General features: G+C 29.1%; 18 protein-coding genes. 8 read left to right on the top strand and 10 right to left on the bottom strand.

Features of this window, described 5'->3' with window-relative positions; all coding sequences use genetic code 11:
* Window positions 1-143: 143 nt before the first annotated feature.
* Entirely contained in the window at window positions 144-2,852 is a 2,709-nt protein-coding gene (locus tag QMG30_RS05050) for a DUF2971 domain-containing protein (protein WP_281812859.1), read from the top strand.
* 109 nt (window positions 2,853-2,961) lie between these two features.
* On the opposite strand, the gene QMG30_RS05055 is transcribed toward QMG30_RS05050, so the two are convergent.
* On the bottom strand, window positions 2,962-4,500 hold the full coding sequence (locus QMG30_RS05055) for a MutS-related protein (protein WP_281812861.1): 1,539 nt from the start codon (window positions 4,498-4,500) through the stop codon (window positions 2,962-2,964).
* A 372-nt stretch (window positions 4,501-4,872) separates the two neighbouring features.
* Between QMG30_RS05055 and QMG30_RS05060 the strand changes: the two genes are divergently transcribed.
* The 3 genes from QMG30_RS05060 to QMG30_RS05070 all read left to right on the top strand — a co-directional run bounded on the left by QMG30_RS05060 (window position 4,873) and on the right by QMG30_RS05070 (window position 9,151).
* Window positions 4,873-6,327: a nicotinate phosphoribosyltransferase gene (locus QMG30_RS05060; RefSeq protein ID WP_281812863.1), complete on the top strand. Its 1,455-nt coding sequence runs from the start codon at window positions 4,873-4,875 to the stop codon at window positions 6,325-6,327.
* Window positions 6,328-6,673: 346 nt separating this feature from the next.
* Window positions 6,674-8,188 (top strand): 4-alpha-glucanotransferase, encoded by a 1,515-nt coding sequence (gene malQ / locus QMG30_RS05065; RefSeq protein ID WP_309298630.1) that lies wholly within the window; start codon window positions 6,674-6,676, stop codon window positions 8,186-8,188.
* 234 nt (window positions 8,189-8,422) lie between these two features.
* Complete coding sequence (locus tag QMG30_RS05070; protein WP_281812865.1) at window positions 8,423-9,151, top strand: lysophospholipid acyltransferase family protein; 729 nt, start codon at window positions 8,423-8,425, stop codon at window positions 9,149-9,151.
* A 97-nt stretch (window positions 9,152-9,248) separates the two neighbouring features.
* Here QMG30_RS05070 and tnpB read toward each other — a convergent pair whose 3' ends face one another.
* Window positions 9,249-10,358 (bottom strand): IS200/IS605 family element RNA-guided endonuclease TnpB, encoded by a 1,110-nt coding sequence (gene tnpB / locus QMG30_RS05075; protein WP_281812867.1) that lies wholly within the window; start codon window positions 10,356-10,358, stop codon window positions 9,249-9,251.
* A gap of 67 nt (window positions 10,359-10,425) precedes the next feature.
* Here tnpB and tnpA point away from each other — a divergent pair, with 67 nt between their 5' ends.
* Together tnpA and QMG30_RS05085 are read left to right on the top strand one after the other, a co-directional pair.
* Window positions 10,426-10,842, top strand: coding sequence for an IS200/IS605 family transposase (tnpA, locus tag QMG30_RS05080; RefSeq protein WP_281812869.1), 417 nt, complete (start codon window positions 10,426-10,428; stop codon window positions 10,840-10,842).
* Window positions 10,843-11,059: 217 nt separating this feature from the next.
* Window positions 11,060-11,443, top strand: coding sequence for a hypothetical protein (locus tag QMG30_RS05085; protein WP_281812871.1), 384 nt, complete (start codon window positions 11,060-11,062; stop codon window positions 11,441-11,443).
* 15 nt (window positions 11,444-11,458) lie between these two features.
* Here QMG30_RS05085 and pyrG read toward each other — a convergent pair whose 3' ends face one another.
* The 6 genes from pyrG to QMG30_RS05115 form a co-directional block, all read right to left on the bottom strand.
* On the bottom strand, window positions 11,459-13,066 hold the full coding sequence (pyrG, locus tag QMG30_RS05090) for a CTP synthase (protein ID WP_281812874.1): 1,608 nt from the start codon (window positions 13,064-13,066) through the stop codon (window positions 11,459-11,461).
* A 173-nt stretch (window positions 13,067-13,239) separates the two neighbouring features.
* The gene (locus tag QMG30_RS05095; RefSeq protein WP_281812876.1) at window positions 13,240-14,634 is read right to left on the bottom strand and encodes a S41 family peptidase; all 1,395 of its coding nucleotides are present in this window, start codon (window positions 14,632-14,634) and stop codon (window positions 13,240-13,242) included.
* A gap of 98 nt (window positions 14,635-14,732) precedes the next feature.
* The gene (locus QMG30_RS05100; protein ID WP_281812878.1) at window positions 14,733-16,244 is read right to left on the bottom strand and encodes an S-layer homology domain-containing protein; all 1,512 of its coding nucleotides are present in this window, start codon (window positions 16,242-16,244) and stop codon (window positions 14,733-14,735) included.
* 35 nt (window positions 16,245-16,279) lie between these two features.
* Entirely contained in the window at window positions 16,280-19,252 is a 2,973-nt protein-coding gene (locus tag QMG30_RS05105; protein ID WP_281812880.1) for an S-layer homology domain-containing protein, read from the bottom strand.
* A 327-nt stretch (window positions 19,253-19,579) separates the two neighbouring features.
* Entirely contained in the window at window positions 19,580-19,936 is a 357-nt protein-coding gene (locus tag QMG30_RS05110; RefSeq protein ID WP_281812882.1) for a DUF2752 domain-containing protein, read from the bottom strand.
* 43 nt (window positions 19,937-19,979) lie between these two features.
* Window positions 19,980-20,285: a DUF4190 domain-containing protein gene (locus QMG30_RS05115; protein ID WP_281812885.1), complete on the bottom strand. Its 306-nt coding sequence runs from the start codon at window positions 20,283-20,285 to the stop codon at window positions 19,980-19,982.
* A gap of 243 nt (window positions 20,286-20,528) precedes the next feature.
* Between QMG30_RS05115 and QMG30_RS05120 the strand changes: the two genes are divergently transcribed.
* Window positions 20,529-21,152, top strand: a complete 624-nt coding sequence (locus QMG30_RS05120; RefSeq protein ID WP_281812887.1) for an accessory gene regulator ArgB-like protein — start codon at window positions 20,529-20,531, stop codon at window positions 21,150-21,152.
* 171 nt (window positions 21,153-21,323) lie between these two features.
* On the top strand, window positions 21,324-21,461 hold the full coding sequence (locus tag QMG30_RS05125) for a hypothetical protein (protein WP_281812890.1): 138 nt from the start codon (window positions 21,324-21,326) through the stop codon (window positions 21,459-21,461).
* Window position 21,462: 1 nt separating this feature from the next.
* Here the strand turns inward: QMG30_RS05125 and QMG30_RS05130 are convergent, their stop codons facing one another.
* Both QMG30_RS05130 and QMG30_RS05135 read right to left on the bottom strand, forming a co-directional pair.
* Window positions 21,463-22,722 (bottom strand): sensor histidine kinase, encoded by a 1,260-nt coding sequence (locus QMG30_RS05130; RefSeq protein ID WP_281812893.1) that lies wholly within the window; start codon window positions 22,720-22,722, stop codon window positions 21,463-21,465.
* Window positions 22,723-22,724: 2 nt separating this feature from the next.
* On the bottom strand, window positions 22,725-23,468 hold the full coding sequence (locus QMG30_RS05135; protein ID WP_281812895.1) for a LytR/AlgR family response regulator transcription factor: 744 nt from the start codon (window positions 23,466-23,468) through the stop codon (window positions 22,725-22,727).
* Between the last annotated feature and the right edge of the window lie 180 nt (window positions 23,469-23,648).

A 23,648-nucleotide genomic window follows, 5' to 3' on the forward strand; every position in this document is an offset into this window, starting at 1 on the left:
GTTTTTTATAGCTAAATATTTTAAGTTTACAATACTCAAGTGGTGATATGTTGACTTTTTTACATCAACTTAGATAGAAATCTAAGGGCTAAAGATGTATAATTATATTTCAGAAGATTTTCAAATGTTAGGAGGAGGCAGTTATGGACGGTAATGATATCAATAAAAAGGACATAAAAAGTTTATTTGAATCAGCAATGAAATTGTACCAGTTACCAGAAAAAGACGGAGCAAATAAACTATTACGACAAATAGCAGAAATGTCGATTAATACTGATAGTGTTGATGAATTATATTATAAAGGAATGAGTCATACCTATTTGGGGTGGGAAACAACTAAATCGATTCAGTGCTTTAAAAAAATATTGCAAATAGGAACTACTAATTGCAATATTATTTATAATATCGGTGATATATTGTACAAAAAGAATGATACATACAATGCAAATAAATTTTTTGAGAATATATTAGAAACTGAAACTAGAGATATTACTATTTTATTTGAAACAGGCAAGTATCTATTAAAAATACAAAACTCTTTAAGAGCATTGGATTGCTTCGACAAAGTATTATACCTAACAGAAAATATAATTAAATTACATACTATGGCATCGCAATTAGAAAAGATAAATGAAAATAATATTCGATATGAATATTATAATAAAATTTTAGACTTACAAGACAACAATGTTGAAGATAAATATTGCAAAGGTAATGCGGCTTATTGTTTGTATAGAGACTCATTAGCCGTAAAGTATTTTAAAGAAGTAGCAGAAATAGAAAATCAAAATATACTAATTTTATTGGATACAGCAAATAAGCTTTGTATTCTAAAAAAATTCGATGTAGCCTATAAATGCCTACAAAAAATACCGAACTTAAGTAATCTCAATATGAAAAATTTATGTAGCGTTACAAAATTATTTTATATTTTAAACAAACCTAATCAAACTGTAAAATGCATTGAAAAAATACTTGTATTACAGACAAATGATTTAATAAGCCTATATGATTTAGCTGAGTTTTTAAGCAGAAATAGGATTTTATATGCAACAAAATTGTGTACTAAAATATTATCTATAAAAAAATCTAAATATAGTACTACAGAAAAATATATGAAAGTTCTATGCGCCATAAACTTAAATGATCCCAAAACTGAAAATTACTTTAATGATGTTATTAATGATGATATAAAAGATATCTATAACTTTTTTTTACTAAATAATATCGCTCATTCATTTTTATCACTTAATAAACATGATTATGCTTTAATTTGTTTTGAGAAAATAACAAGTTTTAACGATACTAACAATAATCAAAATGCAGAATTTCTAATAAAAAAAGCTATCTCATTAAAAGTTTTGGGAGAAAAACAGAACGCAATTGATTACTTTAATAAAATTTTAAAACTAAATTTAAATGTAGGTGAAATTAATCTTTTATATGATGCTGGGTTACAATTAAGTGGCTTAGATAATAAGACTGCTGAGAAATTTTTTAAAAAAATATCCCAACTTTATATTAATAACCTCAATATAGATCAATTATATTTTAAAGGTATGAGCGAATATTTTTTGCATAAGAAAGATGAAGCAAAAAAATATATACAAAAAATAGATGTGCAAAGTTTGAAAGATATAAAAACATTATTAGATATAGGAATTGTTATGTTCAATTTAGGTAGTTCTAATTTTGCAAAAAACTGTTTTAATAAATTAATTCAAAGTAAACCCTCATCCAAATTAGATTACATCAATATAGGTACAGCGTATAAGTATTTGATGGACTTTAAAAATTTTGAAAAAAAGGAGTTAGAAAATAATTTTTCAAAAAATTATTGGGAAGCTGTAGTAGATAATAAAGAGTTTACCTTTCAATTCAATATCATTTCACCTTTTTTATATGATTTTTTTAATAAAAATAATAACGATAATAAGAAAAAAACTAATGAAAATACGAATAAAATATATCATTATACTGGGATAACAGCCTTAAAAGGAATTTTAGACAATGAAGAGTTCTGGGTCACGAAAAGTGATTTTTTAAATGATCCTAGTGAAACATCGTATATTTCTAAGGTATTGGAAAATCTCGATATAAAAAGATATATAAAAAATAAAAAAGATTTCATAAATGATTTTGAAAAAGAAGTTAAGGAAGAAAAAAAAGACGTTTACATTCTTTCTATGTCTACTGATAAAGATTCTCTTCCCATGTGGAAAAATTATTCTAATGATGATGGTTATAATATTAAAGTAGATAAAAATAAGTTTAAAAATAGTTTTGTTAATCCGAACACATACATATTAGGTAAAGTAATTTATATCGACAATGAAGAAAATAATAAAAATAATAAACAATATAAATTAATAAAGCACTTGATTACTTCAATTTATAAAAGTGGTAAAACTTATCAAAAAGAAAATGATAACCTAACAAATCCACTTATTAAAAAAGCTGTGTTTTCTCATATTAGGCTAATTTCGTTATTTGTAAAACATTCTGGATATGAATATGAGCATGAATACAGATATGTGTTTATTCCTCAATTTTGGTTAAATAATAAACTCTGTGAAAACAATGATAGAAATAACGTTCAAAGAACTTATAATTATAATGCCCTCGTAAATTATTATTGCAATTTTAAAACGAATGGCAAAGGATTGATTCCATACATTACAGTTCCAATCTTTAATTTGGCTAATTCCGATGAACCAGTTATAGAGGAAATACGTTTTAGTCCTACTTTAGATAAAGATGTTGCTATACCGGGGCTTGAAAACTATTTTAAATTAAAAGGTCTTACAAATATAAATGTAGAACCATCTAGTATCCCATTTAGGAATATATAGTTTTGACAAAATACAAGATAAAGTAGTAAAAGAAAACCATAAATAACTAAAGGGTGTTCACCCGAACACCCTTATATATATGAAGATATAAAATAATAATTCTATTCAACTAAACTTCCATAACCTCTATCCTCTTATTTATTTTATCAATAAGCTCATGAGGATAATTAATGAAATCCAATATCTTAATGGCATTACGTGTAGATGTAATACCTTCATGTACTTTATAATCAAAGTCCAATGAATCCTTAGTTACGTTTTCTGTAAAGAAATAATAATCATAATCATGTAATTCAGGCAAAATCTGCAAGTCATGTGTTGCAACAAATGTCTTGGTATTAGAAGCAGCCAACAAATTAAGTATTTCCATTGATGCAGCAAGACGTTCTATCGGATTGGTTCCTTTGAATATCTCATCTATCAATATCAACAACGGACTTTCATCATTACAAGCATTGACCATTCTCTTAATGGCTTCAGCCTCCATTAAGAAATAACTTTTACCCTGTAAGATATCATCATTAAGACTTATAGAAGTAATCAAACGATAAAACTTAGATTCATGTTCCTTGGTCAAACTTGTACAAATACCTTGCCCCAGTAATGCATTAAGTCCTACAGTCCTTAAGAAAGTGGATTTACCACTCATATTAGAACCTGTTATTGCAATTGAAGAATTAATATCAATTGTATTGGATATAGGTTTTTCTAATAACGGATGATACATATCAACCATTCTAATATCCTCAAACTCATCACTTAGATTCGGTTCACAATAATATTTCAGCTCCCTGCGATATGTGTCAATACTAAGTGCCGCATCTAAATCACCTATGTTATTATATAATTTCACCAATGCTTTTTTGTGCTTATTTATCAAATTTGATACAGTCAAAAAATTGATTTCTTTAATCAAAAACAAAATATTAATATAATCACCAATTACATCCAAACCTTCTACTTTAAAGATAGCAGCACCTTTTTTAGTAATTTTATTCAATTTGGAATTCAATTCCTTTAATCTACCCGCTAAATCAGGAGAAAGTTTTTCTATTGTTTTGTAGTGTTTCTTACTGAACGATAATATCTTAATGATATAACCAATAACCTGCAATTGAGCATTATATTTCATAGAAAATTTGAAATGCAGTACAATACTAGTTCCCATAGTTAATATGAACAAAGGAAAAAGCATAAAATTCATTGTTATTATTGAAAAAACAAGAATACCCACATTTAAAATAACTAATAAAATCATAGAAACCAATAATAGATTATTCGTCATGAAACCTTTGTTGACAGTATCTCTAAAATCAAAATCACAATACTTGATTCTCGATAGAGCAAGTCTTAGGTTATGACCTACCATTCTATCTTTTTTAAAATCATTAATATAGTTCTTTCTGTTATTATAGTCATCTTTATTATCTGCTGGATTTCTTAACCATGTATATAGTTTTTCCTCTCCAGGAGTAGTTACAGTATGATTAATCTTAGCAAATACATTATCCATATCAAGATCTTGCCAAGTAACTTCATCGATATGCATTTTACTTTTTTTATAATAATCATTAACTGATGACAATAATTTAAAATCAATATCTTTAAATTTCTTTTTCCTTATAAAATCTTTATTACCAAATAACATTTTTTATCATCCCTACTTTTTAGCATCATATCAGCATATAGTCAAAATTAATACTAACAGATTATAAAATAGATTTCAACATAATAGTAGTAAAAAATTGTCTTAATACCACGAATATTTATAGAAATCATATTTTATCAATCCAAATAATAAATTTTCCCTTAGCAAACAAAAGGCTATTCTACCATTTATTAGTCTCGGTAAAATAACTGGAAAATATAACATATAACAGTAAATGTCAAATCCAATATTTTTATCAGTTAACCTCATAATATCTTGATTGTTATGTTATAATAGTATAAACTATAAAAAAATGCAATTCAAATAATTGTTTATTTTATATTCTAATAATTACGAAAGAAGGAATTAGAAATGCATGGTGCTGATTTAACATTGCTGACAGATTTCTATCAATTGACAATGATGCAGGGTTATTACCACCTTAACTCAAGAGACCAAATTGTAGTATTTGACTTATTCTATAGAGTTAACCCTCATGGAAGCAGTTTTTCAATTGCTGCAGGTCTTGAACAGGCAATAAGTTATATTGAAAACATTAACTTCAAAGAGGATGATATTGAATATTTAAAACAACAAAAAATATTTAGCGATAATTTTTTAGATTATCTAAGAACTTTTAAATTTACTGGTAACATATATTCTGTACCAGAAGGTACCGTTGTCTTCCCTAACGAACCTATCCTCAAAGTTGTAGCGCCTTTATGTGAAGCACAGCTTATTGAAACTGCACTTCTTAATATAATTAACCACCAGAGTCTTATAGCAACAAAAGCCGCTCGTGTGAAATGGGCTGCTGGAAATGACACTGTACTTGAATTCGGTTTAAGAAGAGCTCAAGGACCAGATGCAGGTAATTTAGGTGCTAGAGCTGCTGTAATAGGTGGTTGTAGTGCAACATCTAATGTATTAGCCGCTAAATGGTTTGATATACCAGCAAAAGGTACACATGCTCACAGTTGGGTTATGAGTTTCTCTGATGAATTAACTTCATTCAGGAAATATGCTGAATTATATCCAATGAATTGTTTATTGCTTGTCGATACATACGATACATTAAAATCAGGTGTTCCAAATGCTATAAAAGTTTTTCAAGAATTAAAAGACAAAGGAATAAAACCTGCTTTTTATGGAATAAGATTGGATAGTGGCGACTTATCATACTTATCTAAAAAAGCAAGGATAATGCTAGACGAAGCTGGTTTTGAAGATGCTGTAATAAGTGCCTCAAGTGATCTAGATGAATACCTAATCCGTGACCTGAAACTACAAGGAGCTAAAATTACTCTCTGGGGTGTAGGAACCAACCTTATAACATCAAAAGGTAATCCATCATTTGGTGGTGTATATAAATTATCAGCTAAATATGACGGAGAAAAATTCATACCTAAAATGAAAATATCTGAAAACCCTGAGAAAATAACTAATCCTGGTAATAAAAAAATTATTAGAGTATATAATAAACGTTCAGGTAAAATAAAAGCCGATCTAATAGCTCTTAACCATGAAGAAATTGATGAATCTAAACCATTAGTATTATTTGATCCAAAAGCTACATGGAAACATATGAAACTACAACCTGGAACATATTATACCAGAGAATTATTAGTTCCAATATTTATTGATGGAAAATGTGTATATGATACTCCAAGCACATTTAGTATAAAAGAATATTGTGAGAAAGAACTATCTACTTTGTGGTCTGAATCAAGAAGACTCATGAATCCACAAAATGTATATGTTGATTTGTCTCATGAATTATTCACTTTGAAAGAATCTATGATAAAACAATATAGAAACGAACAATAACAATATATATCCTAGAACTTATTTATAAGATAAGAGGAACTCATTTAATTATGAGTTCCTTATTTATATTCTTGTAAGGTCAAATCCTTTTATAATATCTATCTGATATACTATAAATCTTTCCAATAATTTATAATGATTAAAGAAGTTACAGTTAGTAAATACTATCTGTATACTATTTTTATATAATAACTTAATATCATTACATTTAATCTTAATTCATGAAATTATAATTATAAGAATCATCACTTACATACCATATATTTTATTGATTGAATAGAATTATCAAAAACAAACATTTTATTGTAATAAATAACATAATATATTTATCTAGGAGGGATTTTATTTGATTAATATCAAAAGCGAAGTAAAAAACAATAGACTATCCGGTATATTATTGCACCCTACTTCTCTCCCAAGCAAATATGGTATTGGTGATTTAGGGAAAAGTGCATATAATTTTATTGATTTTCTAGCAAAGACCAAACAAAAGATATGGCAGGTACTGCCTTTGGGTCATACTGGTTTTGGAGATTCACCATATCAATCTTTCTCATCATTTGCAGGTCAGCCACTAATCATAAGTCCTGATAAACTGATTGAAATGCGATTACTTAGAAAAGAAGAATGTTATACCGATCATAAATTCAGTCAACATAAGATTGATTATTCCTTTGTAATCAAATATAAATTTTCTATTTTGAAAAAGGCATATAATAATTTTCTAAAAACCAATGATAACAAATTATATAATAAATGGCTTTCATTTTGCGGAAAAGAAAAATCGTGGCTTGAGGATTATGCTCTATTCATGGCATGCAAAGATTACTTCAATGGAAGCATATGGAATGAATGGGATGATGATATATCCACCCCAACTAAAGAGACTAAACTGAAATGGATAAATAAGTTATCATATGATATAGACTTTTATAAATTCATACAATTCATTTTTTATGAACAATGGTTTAATCTTAAAGCTTATGCCAATGAACACGAAATTTATATAATAGGAGATTTACCTATATTTACTTCATATGACAGTAGTGACGTTTGGGCTAATAAAGAATTATTCTCATTGGATTCTCATGGGTGTCCTACTGAAATTGCTGGTGTCCCTCCTGATTATTTTAGCGCTACAGGTCAATTATGGGGTAATCCTCTATACAACTGGAACAATCATAAAAAAACATCTTATAAATGGTGGGTCAGCAGATTAGCTCATATATTAAAATTAGTTGATTTCGTTAGAATAGATCATTTTAGAGGCTTTGAAAGCTATTGGGCTATTCCATACGGTAGCAAAACAGCTATATCCGGTAAATGGAAAAAAGGTCCAAACAAAGAATTATTAAATGCATTTATTAATGAATTAGGAACCAAGTTACCAATTATAGCAGAAGATCTTGGCATCATTACAAATAAAGTAAAAAAATTAAGGGATGAATACAATCTACCTGGCATAAAAGTATTACAATTCGCTTTTGAAGATCTTAAGGACAATGATTTTTTACCTCATAATTATAATACCAACAGTGTATGCTATAGCGGTACTCATGATAATGATACAACTCTCTCATGGTATAAGAAAACCGATGAAATAAATAGAGATAAAGTAAGACGATATATGAATACAGATGCTAAAGATATCACTTGGGATTTTATTAGAACCTGTTTTGGTTCAGTTTCAAAAATAGCCGTTATTCCTCTTCAAGACATATTATCTCTTGATAACGATGCCAGAATGAATACGCCAGGAACATCCATGGGTAATTGGCAATGGCGATATACTGATGACATGTTAACTAATAATATATCTAAAAAACTATTAGCAATAACCGAACTCTATGGCAGAGGCTAAAAACTATAGCGATTTTAGGCTATTAATGATATAATAAGTATTACACATATAAGATATAATCTTTTATATATAAGCAAATAGGTCAAATGCTATGTAATTCATTTTATCTTACATTTACACCTAAACAATGACAATAATAGAATAAATCACATAACATTTTTGGCTATGACATAAGCTTAATATCGAAAACATATGCTTATAGTGTATATAAAATTATCAGGATAAGGTGATTATATGCGTACAGTAATTATAATAATATTTTTAGCTATCTATTTGATTCTTGCTTTACCTGTACTTATAATAGGATTTATTGTAGGTCTATTTTCCAAAAAAGATCAATACAAAATTGGAAAATTCATTGTAACTCATCTATGTAGAGGTATCATGTTTTTAACAGGAAGCAGAGTTACAGTTACTGGTATAGATAACATTCCAGATGAAACTGTATTATTTGTAGGAAACCACCGTAGTATATTTGACGTTGTTTTACTAATTAAAGTCATTAATCGTCCTTTTGGTTTTATCGGTAAAAAAGAATTAACAAAAATACCTTATTTGAATTTAATACTAAAATTAATGGGTGGATTATTCTTAGACAGAAGCAATTTACGAGCAGGACTGAAAGTTATTCTAGCTGGTATCGATATGTTGAAAAAAGGTTTTTCAATGCTGATTTTTCCAGAGGGTACCAGAAATAAGAACGGCGAAGAACCTTTACCCTTTAAGCAAGGTAGTTTGAAGTTAGCTGAAAAAGCCAATGTACCGATTGTTCCTTTCAGTATTAAGGGAACAGACAATATATTCGAAAACACTAACGGGCTCAAGGTTAAGGCGAGCAAAGTCAAACTTAATTTTGGGAAACCTATTCTTCTAAGTGAACTACCTGAAGAAGATTCCAAAAAGAGCGCTGTTTATGTCCGATCAATAGTTGTGGATCTGCTAAGTGACATGCTCCCCCACTAAACCTATAATACGGTTTTGAGGGGGCTTCTTGGGATGTAGTAACCTAATGGTTACTATTATTACCAAACTCTACGGGTAAGCCCTACCCTGTAATATTTTAATATTGCAACAACAATTTACCTTGATTTTTAATGTTTATACTTGCATTTAGGTCTCTATCTATTGAATTACCACACTTACAAGTATATACTCTTTCTGATAGTTTCAAGTCTTTTTTTACTGCACCACAAATTGAACAGGTTTTACTTGATGGATAGAATCTGTCTATCTTCACAAGTTGTTTCCCTCTTAATTCAGCTTTATATTTAAGCATTGAAATGAACATTCCCCAACCATTATCAGATACGCTTTTACCAAATTTCAATACTTGGCTCATACCTTTCATATTTAGGTCTTCTATCGCTATAGCATTGTATTTATTTATTAATTGAGTAGATAGTTTATGTAAAAAATCCGATCTTGAATTTTTGATTTTATAGTGTATTTTTGCTACTTTAATCTTTTGTTTATACCAATTATTCGAAAACCTTACCATACGTGATAATTTCCTTTGTGCCTTGATAAGTTTAGCTTCTAACATACGAAAAAATCTAGGATACTTGCCTCTTTGGTTTTCAGAGCTAACAAACAGTTCTTTCATTGAAAAATCTAAACCTACTATGTTGCCGTTACTTGGAACTTGAATTATTTCTTTTTCAAATTCAGTAGTAATACTTACAAAATAAGCACCTGTAGGTACTTGACTTATAGTAGCAGATAATATTTTATGATTTCTAGGTATTTCTCTATGAAATTTAGTTTTTAGTAATCCTAATTTTGGGAACTTCAACATACTGCCTTCTATTCTTATTGAATTGTTAGTGTTTTTGGTTGTATAAGATTTGATATTGTTTCTTTTAGATTTGAATCTAGGATATTTAGCTCTCTTTTGAAAGAAATTCTTAAAAGCAGTATCTAAATTCCTAAGTGCAGATTGAAGAGAAACACTATCCACTTCTTTAAGCCAAGTTAAATCTTTTTTTAAAGCTGTTAACTCTTTAGCTTGATTAACATAAGTAGTTGATTTTTCTTCATTCTTGTATAATTCAATTCTTTGATTAAGAAAACGATTGAATACAAATCTAGTACAGCCGAAGGTTTTATGAATCAAAATCAGTTGTTCCTTATTAGGATATATTCTATATTTGAAAGCTTTATTGATTTTCATAGATTTTCCCTCTTCCTTATGTTATAATTATATCGCAATTCAATTTAGTTGTAAAGGAGTTTTTAAGATGAATGATAGTGAATTCAAAAGTAATAGACATTCAATATACAATCTAAAATATCATTTGGTTGTAATAACTAAATATAGACACAAATGTATTAACAAAGAACTATTAGACGACCTAAATGAAATATTCAAAAACATAATTGAAGGAAAAAACGGAACTATAATCGAATTTAATGGAGAACCTGACCATATCCATTTACTATTTGAAACACCTCCCCAAGTGGAATTAGCAAAATTAGTTAATACTCTAAAGACTGTTTCTTCAAGACTTATTAGGAAAAAACATAGTGAATATTTAAAAGAATATTACTGTAAACCCGTATTTTGGAGTAGAAGTTATTGCATTTTAACAACTGGAGGAGCAACAATAGAAATGATTGAGAAATATATTCGCTCTCAAGCAGGAGTTAAAGATTAAAAACCGTTCCGATTCATCTCCCTCCTAGTTAGAGGAGGGGGTTTTCTCGAAACATCTAAATAAATAAAATGACTTATATAGAATATCATTAGTTTTTTATATAGAGAAACGTGTTGAGGAAATTTGATATTATTGAATTTCCTCTTTGATTTTTGTCTTGATTAATGATAAAATATATAGAACGCACTAATATGTGTTTTTCAAAGGAGGTGCACCTATGGCATGGTGGGAAATTCTATTACTTGTACTAGGAATTATTGCTGTCATACTTGTCATTCTATATTTTGTTGGAAGAAAATTACAAGGTAAAGCTGATAATCAGCAAACAATGATAGATCAGAACAAGGTGACAACTTCTATACTTGTTATAGATAAAAAGAAACAGAAAGTTAAAGATTCTAATTTACCAAAAGTGGTACAAGATCAGATTCCTAAATACATTCGTTTTAGAAAATTACCTATGGTAAAAGCAAAAATCGGTCCTAAGATTACTACTTTATTGTGTGATGACAAAGTTTTCAAAGCACTACCTGTTAAGAGAATGGTAAAAGTAGATCTAGCTGGTATGTATATAGTTGGAATGAAAGGTTTTAAAAAATAAAAAGAAGCCAAGACATTAATTTGTCTTGGCTTTTATACTAGCTCCAACAAAGTCTCTAAATAATGGATGTACTTTGTTAGGTCTTGATTTGAATTCTGGGTGAAATTGAACACCAACGAACCATGGATGATCATCTATTTCTACCATTTCAACTAATCTATCATCAGGTGAAACTCCAACTATATTAAGTCCAGCATCTACAAGTGTATCTTTATATTCGTTATTGAATTCATATCTGTGTCTATGTCTTTCATAAATCAATTCAGATTCATAAGCATCATATGCTTTAGAGCCTTTTTTAACCTTACATGGATATGCTCCCAATCTCATAGTGCCACCTAATTCATCAATATCTTTCTGTTCTGGCATTAAGTCAATAACAGGATACTCAGTTTTAGGGTCAAGTTCAGAACTATGAGCACTATCATATCCTAATACACTTCTTGAATACTCAATAACAGCACACTGCATACCTAGACATATACCGAAAAATGGAACTTTGTTTTCTCTTGCATACTTGACAGCTAAGATTTTACCATCAATACCTCTATCTCCAAAACCTCCAGGAACCAATACGCCATCAGCATCCTTTAGATAGCTGTCGATATTATCGCTATTGACATCTTCTGAGTTAACCCAGATAACTTCAAGCTTAGTCTTATGATAAATTCCAGCATGTTTCAAAGATTCTACAATAGAGATATATGCATCATGTAATTCAACGTATTTACCTACTAGTGCAATCTTAACAAGATTAGTCATAGATTTTTCTCTAGCTATCATTTCCTGCCATTCAGTTAAATCAGGCTCATTACAGCTGAGATTCATTTTTTCACATACAATATTAGCTAATCCTTCTTTTTCTAACATAAGTGGTACTTCATATAAAGTATCAGCATCTAAATTCTGTATAACACATTCTTTTTTTACATTACAGAAAAGAGCTATTTTTTCTTTTGTCTCATTTGATAATTCATGCTCTGTTCTACATACTAAAACATCTGGTAAAATACCGATTGAACGTAACTCTTTCACTGAGTGTTGAGTTGGTTTAGTTTTTATTTCACCAGCTTTTGTGAGATAAGGAATAAGTGTAACATGTATATACAATACATTTTCTGGTCCTACTTCAGCAGACACTTGTCTAATTGCTTCCATGAAAGGTAAACTTTCAATATCTCCTACTGTTCCTCCTATTTCTGTGATGACAATATCAGAATGGGCACTTTTACCTACTCTGTATACTCTCTCTTTGATAGCATTAGTTATATGTGGAATAACTTGTACTGTCGCACCTAGATATTCGCCTTTTCTTTCTTTGTTAAGTACAGACCAGTAGATTTTACCAGTGGTAATATTACTATACTTGCTAAGATTTTCGTTGATAAATCTTTCGTAATGTCCAAGGTCTAAGTCTGTTTCAGCTCCATCTTCAGTAACAAATACCTCTCCATGTTGATACGGACTCATTGTGCCAGGGTCAATGTTAATGTAGGGGTCAAATTTTTGTATAGTAACTTTTTTGCCTCTAGCTTTTAAAAGTCTTCCTAACGAAGCAGCTGTTATGCCCTTTCCTAGTCCGGAAACAACACCTCCCGTAACAAAAATGTATTTCGTTTGCATCCTCATTTCACCTCATAGTTTTTTTATTTAAATGATTACTCTATAAAAAGTAGTTTAAACAATTTTGTTCTTACTACTTTTTATAATGAATCTTATATACATTTAATTTTCGTTTTATATTTAATACAACCTCTTTATTTTATTATTAGTTGGAGAAATAGTCAATAACAAATTTAATTTTCGTTTATTTTACTTAAAATAACTTCCATAGCTTTCTCTAATTGTATATCTTTTTGGCTAATACTATCATGTAGACATTTATTAAGAGCATTGAGTGTAGGATAATCTGCAACACCATAAGCTCTTAAACCCATTTTTTTCTGAAACTCTGTAATAGCCTTTTCAGTCTTTTCATCGTACATGTTATCTGGTTCATCTATTTCGTAACCAAGATATTCTAATATCAGTTCGACAACCTTTACTTCAACCATTTCATCGTTCAGAAATAATCTCTCTGAGCTAATGATATAATTCGGAACTGGAACTTCATAATCTGGTTTAACTCCTATACCATTTATTTTGTGTCCATCTCTCGAAAAAAATTCTTCCATTGTTAATTTTATTGAATATTTATCTGTCATATCATAAATATATTGAGCTACACCTTTACCAAAAGTCGTTTCTCCTACTGTAACACCTATGCCTGAATCTTTGATTGCAGCAGCAATGAATTCACTAGCAGAAGCAGTATTTTCGTTAGTAAGAACAACCAGTTCAAAAGGGGCCTTCTTCAAATCACTAGTATATATTGTTTCATATCCTTCTTTGTTTACAAACTTGACAATAGGACCTTCTGGAACTAATAATTTGCACAAATCAACTCCAGTTCCTACATAACCACCTGAATTATCTCTTAAGTCAAATATTAGATACTTAACGCCTTTCTTCTTGGCTTTGTTAAGGTATGGTTCTATATCTTCAGCTACATTAGCATTTATACCATTAATTTTAATATAATTGATTTTATCTAAAACTTCATCATCAACTTTGGGAAATAACTTTTTCATATCCTCAGTCTCTATAGCTGATGTTTTAACAAGTTTTCTTTTTACATCTAGTGTAATTTCCTCTTTCCCTCTTTTTAGAGTTATAGAGACTCTAGTTCCTTCTTCACCACTTAATTTATTAATTACATCTTGGAAGGCTAACCCTTTAATACTATACCCATCAATAGCAATTATGATATCCTCCGCTTTCATTCCTGCTTTTATAGCTGGTGAGTCAGGTAGTGGGCTAACTATTTTTACGTATTCACCGTCTTGAACTACCTCTATCCCTACTCCAACGAATTCACCTGAAATAGTCTTAACTAATTTATCTGCTTCTTTAGTTTTTAGAAATTTCGAATAAGGATCCAGATTATAGAACATGCCATAAGCTGCTGCTTCAAACAATTGTTCCTCAGTTACTTCCGATCCAGCATAATATTCCATTATATTCTCATATATAATTTCTAAATAATTTTCATACTTGTCTATATCGTCATCATTCGCATTAACATTTACAGGTACTATCAGCATACACAATACCATAGTTACTATAACTACTTTCTTAAAAAATCTTCTCATGAAAACCCTTCCTTAACGATTAATTTATAATCCATCTTTACTCATCTATCTTTTCCCTTTAAGTTGTTACATTTTAAATAAATGAGTATGATATCTATCTATTGAATCTTTCTATAATAACTTGATATATCTTCTCTTAAATAATCTATAAGATTATCAATTATTGCACTTGCTTCTATTTTAGCTAACCATTTTGTCGGATACAAATATCCCTCTTTTTCTTCAATTATACCTAATTTATAACCAGCTAAGATTGCTTTTCTAGCCCATGGTGATATATTGTAATCATCTTTGAAAGGTGTTACGGTATTATCAATTTTACCAATCTTTTCAAGTCCTATAACTCTTATTAGAATACAAAATGCTTCTTGTCTAGAAATTGGTTTCGATACATTAAATACATCTCCAACACCTTTAATCAATTTAGCATCATAAGCAGCCATGATATAAGGATATAAAGGATGATCCGGCTTAACATCACCGAAAATGATTTCCATTGGATTTTTGTTTCTACTTCTAGTTGTAACTATATATTTACTTGTATCTATATTCATAGCTAGACATACGGTTTTTATGAATTCACCTCTGGATATTGCTTCTAATTGCATGGATTTGTGTGGAATCTCTTTCATTATCTCCATACTATATAATTTCTTCATATGTTCGCTGGCTGGATTGCTTTCCAAAAAGTCTAGACCAGCTGGAATAGGAAGTTTTTCTATCTGATTTGGTGTACTTATAGTAACACCGTTTTCCTTTTGAGCTTTAGTCAAATTAGGATGATTAGTTGTTATATTATATTTTAATGATGCTTCTCTTTCAAGTCTTTGATTGTACGTTCCATCAAAACTTATAGGAAAAGGAGACGTTTTATCGTAGTACATAGTCTTCTTCGCTTCAAGAGAAGGATTGAGTGTTATCTGCATTCTATCATTAGGACCGATTATGTCCATATTATATTTTCCGGATTCAACTTTGGACCAAGGTTGATCATAACCATATACCGAACCTTCTGTCCTAATGTTATATGTTTCATTATCACTTGAAATGAATCTAGCATCATAGGATACAGAAGTATCATAATAGCTGACCCCTGGTGTAATATCTTCTACACCTGTTAATGAATATGTAGAAAATGTATTATCCAGATTATATGTAACACTATCTACAACTATTTTTTCTTTCCAACTAGTAACGTTAGAATCTCTTACAATCTGTTTCTTGAACTCTCCATCAACATAATAAAATGAAGTTGTAAACTTGATATCTCTAGTAAGAGTACATTTTTTTTCTGCATTGGTAGCTGATATGTAATAATTTTCAGTATAGCTTCCCATATCTTTTGTATCAATTACACTATCATTTTTAGTTACTTTTATAGTCCCTTCAACTTCTATAGGTTCACCAGATATATACACCACTTCTTTATATCTCATGGTTCTTGATTTTTGAGGTTTCACAGGAACATATTTCTCTATAGTCTTAGGTAAATTAGTTCCTTCTGATATTCCACCAAAATATCCCATATCTCCCATATCTGCATAAACATATAGACTTGTTAAACTAAAAGCAAATATAAGAAATATTATTTTCACACCTATCTTTTTCATATAAATGTCCACCTCTTTCTAGGATTTTACATATACTATTTTTCTACGAGAATAATATAACCGTTAACATCTCTAGCTCCAGTTGATGCTAATTTGTTTATGAGATATTCGTCTGTAATAACTCTTATTACATCACCTTTTTCTAACATATCAGGTGAAATTACTTCATTATTTTTAATGATTATAGAATTAGCCAATATATTGATTTTTCCATAGCTATTTTTATAACTTAGATCCTTCCACTTATCTTTTGTTTTATTATATACGATAGTATCTTTTATACTAATAGCCCCATTCGCTATTTCATATATCTCACCTTTGACTCCATCTTTACAATAAGGATTTTCTATTATATATTTTGCTTTTGTACCATCGGATATGATAGTATACACATCATCCACCTTAGTCTTCTCAGAATAATCCAAGAAATCTGTTTGAGGAACTATACCTTTTGCATCCATAATCACTGTTTCATAATCTGTAGTAAACATACGTGGTATTGGGGAATATATCCACTCCATACCTTTTAGCAATGCGAATGATTGAACTTGCATGTTTTCATTTTCATTGATGCTCTTGATTCTTCCCCTGAATATTGATGTAGAATCATTACCAGGTTCTTTTGTTATATTGACTATAACTGCTTTATTATTCCCATTCAAAACAACTTGAGCATAATCTGGAGAAACGATATTGTTGTCTTCTAGTAATTTACCATTCTTTACTACAATAGTACCATCATTGGTATTAATGTAATTAGAATTCTTTAATATCTTGAATTTGTTATTACCATTGGAATAAGTTACATTATCTTTAGCCAATACACTTTCTCTTCCAGTTGCAAAAGTTACTTTTAGTATTTTTTCATCATCATAGTATTTTTCACTGGCTACATAAACACTGGTATCAGGTGATTTTAAATAGTTCATTGCATAATCTAAGGAAATCTGTTTAGAATCCAAAAAATATTCTATGTTTTTGGACGAAATATCCAATATCTTTGATTGAGTGTATTCTCTCCATCCAGCATTAGTTAATTCATAACTATTAAGTAAAGTAAGTGTTCTTTGTGAATTGTTCAAGTTTCCCAGAGTTCCTTTATAAAGGTTGGCCACTGTATTACCGTATTCGTCAACTTGAATTTCTTTAACAGATTCTGAAATTGTTCCTGGTTCAAATACTGCTTGATTAATAAGTAATTTGACTACTTGTCCTTCTTGTAAATCAAACTGAGATATATTTTGATCTGCTCTTTTTACAGGAATATTAGTAGATATATCATATACTGTTGATGTCAGATCATCAAATTGTATTCCTAATTTTAATCCATTAACACCATTATTGACTATACGGTTGATAGTCCCGTATTTTACAATATAATTAGTCTTTGCACTTATAGCTATTACATTCTTACCATCCAAAGACAACTTCATATCAATTAAATCCCCTGCTTCTACATCATCAATAGTAGTATCTCTAGGATCGAATCTAAAATCAGGGAACATTTCATCTATATATCCTATTTCATCTTCTGTATCATAATATTGTTGTTTTTCTACTGCAAGACCCTTTTTCTGATAATTCTTAGTTACTTCTTTTCCGTCCCAAGTTATGATTGTTATATAATTGAAAGTTGGATTGTTTTCCTTAACAATACCACTTAATTGGTCAAATATCATTTGGTCACCCGCAAGTTGTATTTTGTCGACTATATTATTGTCTATAAACAATTTCACCTTACTACCTACAGGTGCATTGGTCATATCTACTTTCAGGTCATTAATTCTGATTGTACCGTCAGTATTATTATATAGTCCATCTTTCATTTGGAAAGAATAGTTGATACCTTTATCACTAGTTATAGTGATCTTACCAGAACTTATGTCGTTAAGAGGTTGTAATACCCCTTCTAATTCATAAGGACTGTCAATTCCTTTACTATATGCATATAACATTTCTTCAGTATCATTATTAACAAGATATTCTATGTATTCCCCTTCTCTTAAGCTAAGTAATCCATCAATTACTCCATTAGTTAGTACAGGAACATTCTTAGTGAATACTTGTCCATTGGATTTTTTCGTATATTCATAATTAACTTCATTTACTTTCCCATTTTCATCTTTAATCAATATCCTTCTTGTTGCCAAATTATCTGATGCACCCATAGAATTACTATCTTCTATATATGCTACTGTACCATTTAATTTGGATACATTCATGGTATTGTATACTATATCGTCCAGATTCTTTAATATCTGAGCCATCTGCTCTCTTGTGACTTTCCCTTTCGGATTAAATGCTCCATTGTTACCGACCATTATTTTCTTTTGTGTAACAGCTTCTACATAAGGGATAAATTCTCTATCGATTTTTTCCCAATCATTATAATTAAATACTTGTGTCTGCTTGTAAAGAGGGCTAATCAAATCAGGCTGTTGTGTATTGATCGCTTTCACTAACCATACAGCTAATTGTTCTCTTGTAACAGGTCCTCTTCTCATAAAATTCTCAGATGGGTTTAACTCTGATTGTTCTTCTACAAAAGCACTATCTAGATCATCAACAGTAATTAATCCCATATTGTTCGCTAATTGAAGATATCCTTTAGTCCATAATGTCAATACATGGTCCGGTAGATCAGGATTATTCTGAAGTAATTGATTTCCTGCCTGTTGGGCAGCTTCTTCCATACCTAGAACTCTAAGTATTACAGCTAACGATTCTTCATTAGATATAGATGATTTGGGTCTATATTTCTTAGCGTTATTCTCGTTATAACCTTTTATTACTTCCAATGCTCCAAATCTAATAATAGGCTCAATTGCCCAGCTACTAGAACTAACATCTTTGAATTTTAGATTTTCAATGATCGAATCACCATTAGATCTTGCTAAATATACGTTTTGTACTTGTTCTTTCAACACACCGGGATCTGTGACTGCATTAACAGGTACAACAGTAATCATTAGTGCGACTATCAATAAACATGATATAATTTTCTTCATTTACCCCATCCTCCATTTAATTATATAAATGTATTCAGTCCATATAACCATTTAATAACTAAGGTTACAGGAAATGAAATACAATTTGTACAAATCTATCCAATATATTATATCATAATATTTCGTCAAAATGGGACTAAAATTGCACTGTTATTAGATTGTAACAATTAATGAGACAAATAACCTAAGACCATTTTGCTAGATGCTAAAGAGGCTACGCCTCATAAAAGATTTCAAGAAAAATAGAAAGTAGAACTTTCGTATTTAATAAAAAAAATGGAAAATAGATTAAGATTCTATCTTCCGATTTCAAAAGGAGATATACAATTAAAGTAAATTACTAAATAAGAAGTTTACAATAATAATAAAACAAATTACTAAACTAAACACCATGTTAAATCTACTTACGTATCCATTATATCTTTTTTTAATTAAGAATATACTGCTGTTAATGATTTGACTAAAAACCAGTATATATAGTAGTAGTCCTGCAACATTATAATTCACAGCATCTATAATCTTTCCATTACTTATTGACACGAAACTTCTAGTCAAACCGCAAGAGGGACAGTCATGTCCTGTCATTTCTTTTATAGCACATTTGCCTATAAGAATATTATCAGTTAAATGTACTTCATCATCTTCAATATAAGCAAAAGCAGATATGAGTATAATTAGAGCCAATGCAGCAATCACAATAATATTAAAGACAAATAGCCATTTATTATTACATATAACTTTCAAGTGACGACATAAAAGTAAGAGCTCCAGCAATACATAATATCGCTAAACCAACAGTTATTATACCAAGTACAAGTCCAGCAATAGCCATACCTTTTCCTGTATTAGTTTGTTTTTTCTTGTTGTCATTAATTACTATAGCACCAAAAATAATAGCTAATATCGCTAAAATAATAGATATGTACCATACACAGAAAAATACAATACCGACAATTCCACAAACCATAGAAGCTACAGCAAAACCTTTATATTTTGCTTCTTGATTCTGGTCTGAATTATTAAAATCTGACATTATTTATCCTCCTTCTAATGTTCTAGAAAAATTATAACACATACATTAATTTTTTTCTATAAAGTAATACCCAATTATATACAAATGTCAATAAATTCTAATTGTATGAAACAGGGTTTTGATGTAACAAAAATACTACATGCACCTTTTGATGTATATAGAAGTATCATTAGCACCTAATTTATAGTTAATTGATTTGTTCCATGTTAAAGTATATGCATATCAATACAAAGGGTGAATGTAATGTTAATTGATAGGCCAGTTAATGTACTAACTTACAATCTGTATAAAAATACTGACATACCTCATAAAAACATAAGAATTATGAGATATGGTATATATGCTTTGTACAGTGAATTAGCAAAAATAGTAATTCTAATGTTATTCTTTGGCTTTATAGGAAAGCTTAACGAATTCCTATTTGCTTTGGTTGTTCTTATGTTGATCAGGCCATATAGTGGAGGACTCCACTTCAACAGCTTTATGGGATGTTTTTTATTTACATTTGGATTTTTCGTCCTAAATGTTGCTATTTTACCAAGTTTACCAAGTTTGAGCTATATATACAATCCCTCAATTTATATAGCTTTCCTTCCCATTAGCTCGTTGATAATGTTATTATGTTCACCCATGCCCTCAAAATACAGACCAATATCTGATAAACAGATAAAGAAAAAATATAAATACTTGGCTACATTATTTACTGTAGCTATATATATAATTTTATTATTAATAAATATAAGTCCTTTGTTAAAGGCAATCGGGTTATGGACAATCATACTTCAAGCAACACAATTATTGATAGGAGCATGTATCGCAAGTGAAAAATTCAAAAAAGCCAAATCACTTATTGTACATACTAGTTAGTTCCATAATGTTACTATCTTGGTGTCCTATAAACAAAGTTAATTTCTAATTATTCCGAGGAGTTCCTTGTCCAAAATGTTTACTAAAGTAATTAATCATAATCAGAAAATTATATTAAGGCAATGAGGTTATGTAATAATACTTATCATAATTAACAAGGAGGTGTAACAAATGAAAAAATTCAAAAAATCTAATTGTGCTTTATATTCAATAGCTAGCTTTTTTATGTTCTTATCTTTATTTCCTATAAATCGAGCAAGTTTTTTCTTATTCGGAGAAGTTCCTTGTCCAAAATGTTTACAAAGATAATTCAATTACCAAATAATATTTTAAAGCATATTTGTTCTTCTTCATAGGAAATCTGAATATTTCCATTGTAAGATTTAACTATCTTACTTACATTGTATAATCCAAAACCTCTGTTTTTGCCTTTGGTAGAATATCCTTTTTCAAAAATCTTATTCAGCGTTTCAAATTTAACTGGTGGACTAGTATTTTTCACTTCTATTACTGTATTATTGTCTTCATTAAACAAGTTTACCTGTACTTCTTTCTTTGGAGCGCTTTTATACTTTATTGCCGATTCAATAGCATTATCCAGAAGGTTACCAATGATATCTACAAACTCATAATCTTCTACTGGATATTGTGGAAAAGATGTATAACAATTATAATCTAACTTCACATTATTTTTTTTTGCCTTAATTTTTTTACTGTATAGTATAGCACTAATTGCATTATTTCCAGTATTTAATAAAATATCGTCTGAATGGAATTGATATCCTTCTATAATAGAATCTAAATAATTAAGTAATTCTTGATCTTGACTCTTTTCTGCTATCCCATATATTGCATTAAGCTGATTCTTTATATCATGTTGCTTTGCTCTAACATCACTAAGTAAATTTTCCAATATAGGATTATATTCTTTATAAATTTCATTAGCTTTTTGTCTTTGTTTCAACTGTAACAATTGTTTAAATACAATAGCGACTATTAATGTCCAAGTTATTATTCCAATAACAATAAGCGAAACATAATTTAAACTATATAAGAAGTCTATCCTCCATGATATGAAATATATACCTATGGGTAATGTTATCAAAAGTACTAACCACTGAATTATTGACTTAAATCTATTATATAAAGGTATTATTTCATTTATAGGAATATACTTATAAACAACTATTGAAACAAATAGCAAAAAAATGTTACAAGATATTGCTAGTAAATCACTATTATTAATTATACCTAGTAATTGAAATAAAAAAACAGTACTAAGTTGTATAATTAATATACATATAGCTGATATTGTACATTCAAATATTAATAATTTAAATGATATATTGGTAATGAATTTAAACAATCCTATAATTAAAATACCAACTACTAACTCTTTAAACGGGATATTCAAAAATAAACAAATAGAAACAATTGTAACATGTAATATTACTACAATTAATTTATATATCCATCCTTTTAAAAAAATCCTCTTATCCACTTTACTAAGTATCAATATAAAACTATAAATTTCCAATAGATTCATGATTATAAAACAAGCAAATTCCATCCTCACTTCACCCCCTCAATCCTCTTAATTACACTTTCACTATATTTCTCTCCAATAAGAGCTACTTCATCATAATCACAAAAATAAATATCCCAAGCCTTTTTATTATGTTTTTTAATACTTCTTATATGATTAATATTCACTACATAGCTTCTATGTGTTCTAACAAAATAGTCAACCCCTGTTTTGTCTATCATTTCTAACATTTGTTTAAATGTCATATTAGGTATTACTATTTTGCCTAGCTTAGTATGTAAATATAGCTTTCTCCTATAAGACTCTACATAAAATATATCGTTTACTAAAACTTTATGTATAACATATTTTAGCTTGATTGTTATGTACTTCTTGTCAGATTCCTTTTCGTTAGTCTTGTTGATTCCTTTTAATAATCTATTAGTCACATCGATTATCTTACTTTTAGTAAAAGGTTTCTCAATAAAATCATAACAGTGGTATTCTTGTACTGCTTTTGGTAAGTACATTAGATGTGTAGTTATGAATATAATATAGGATAATTCGTATTGTTCCATTGAGCGGATGATCTCAGCTATTTTCAAACCATTAATGTCTGGTAATTGAATATCCAAGAAAAAAAGATCCATTTTAATTTGTTTTAATAATTTTATTGCTATTTTACCAGTACTTGCTTTGTATATCCTCAAATCTTTGAAATTCGTCTTTAGCACGTATTCTAGATTTTCTCTTGTAGTGTCACTATCTTCAACAATAAGTATGTTATTCACGAAATCAACCCCTATTAAATGAATAAAACTTTTTTAATACCTAGAATACTATTATTATACCTAAATATTCCACTAAATGATATATGTTTTAACAAAAAGACAAAAAAAAATATGGACGTATAATCCATATATTAATTTTAAAAGGCAGTAGACTTCCATGCTTGTCCAAATAAGTAAGTA

The sequence above is a fragment of the Vallitalea longa genome (assembly GCF_027923465.1).
Lineage (GTDB): Bacteria > Bacillota > Clostridia > Lachnospirales > Vallitaleaceae > Vallitalea > Vallitalea longa.

Bases quoted from the DNA above. Each gene is read 5' to 3' on its own strand.
- tnpB (WP_281812867.1), bottom strand. From the start codon at position 10,358: ATGAAAATCAATAAAGCTTTCAAATATAGAATATATCCTAATAAGGAA.
- QMG30_RS05095 (WP_281812876.1), bottom strand. From the start codon at position 14,634: ATGAGAAGATTTTTTAAGAAAGTAGTTATAGTAACTATGGTATTGTGT.
- QMG30_RS05050 (WP_281812859.1), top strand. From the start codon at position 144: ATGGACGGTAATGATATCAATAAAAAGGACATAAAAAGTTTATTTGAA.
- QMG30_RS05070 (WP_281812865.1), top strand. From the start codon at position 8,423: ATGCGTACAGTAATTATAATAATATTTTTAGCTATCTATTTGATTCTT.
- pyrG (WP_281812874.1), bottom strand. From the start codon at position 13,066: ATGCAAACGAAATACATTTTTGTTACGGGAGGTGTTGTTTCCGGACTA.
- QMG30_RS05125 (WP_281812890.1), top strand. From the start codon at position 21,324: ATGAAAAAATTCAAAAAATCTAATTGTGCTTTATATTCAATAGCTAGC.
- tnpA (WP_281812869.1), top strand. From the start codon at position 10,426: ATGAATGATAGTGAATTCAAAAGTAATAGACATTCAATATACAATCTA.
- QMG30_RS05105 (WP_281812880.1), bottom strand. From the start codon at position 19,252: ATGAAGAAAATTATATCATGTTTATTGATAGTCGCACTAATGATTACT.
- QMG30_RS05120 (WP_281812887.1), top strand. From the start codon at position 20,529: ATGTTAATTGATAGGCCAGTTAATGTACTAACTTACAATCTGTATAAA.
- QMG30_RS05130 (WP_281812893.1), bottom strand. From the start codon at position 22,722: ATGGAATTTGCTTGTTTTATAATCATGAATCTATTGGAAATTTATAGT.
- QMG30_RS05115 (WP_281812885.1), bottom strand. From the start codon at position 20,285: ATGTCAGATTTTAATAATTCAGACCAGAATCAAGAAGCAAAATATAAA.
- QMG30_RS05060 (WP_281812863.1), top strand. From the start codon at position 4,873: ATGCATGGTGCTGATTTAACATTGCTGACAGATTTCTATCAATTGACA.
- QMG30_RS05085 (WP_281812871.1), top strand. From the start codon at position 11,060: ATGGCATGGTGGGAAATTCTATTACTTGTACTAGGAATTATTGCTGTC.
- QMG30_RS05100 (WP_281812878.1), bottom strand. From the start codon at position 16,244: ATGAAAAAGATAGGTGTGAAAATAATATTTCTTATATTTGCTTTTAGT.
- QMG30_RS05055 (WP_281812861.1), bottom strand. From the start codon at position 4,500: ATGTTATTTGGTAATAAAGATTTTATAAGGAAAAAGAAATTTAAAGAT.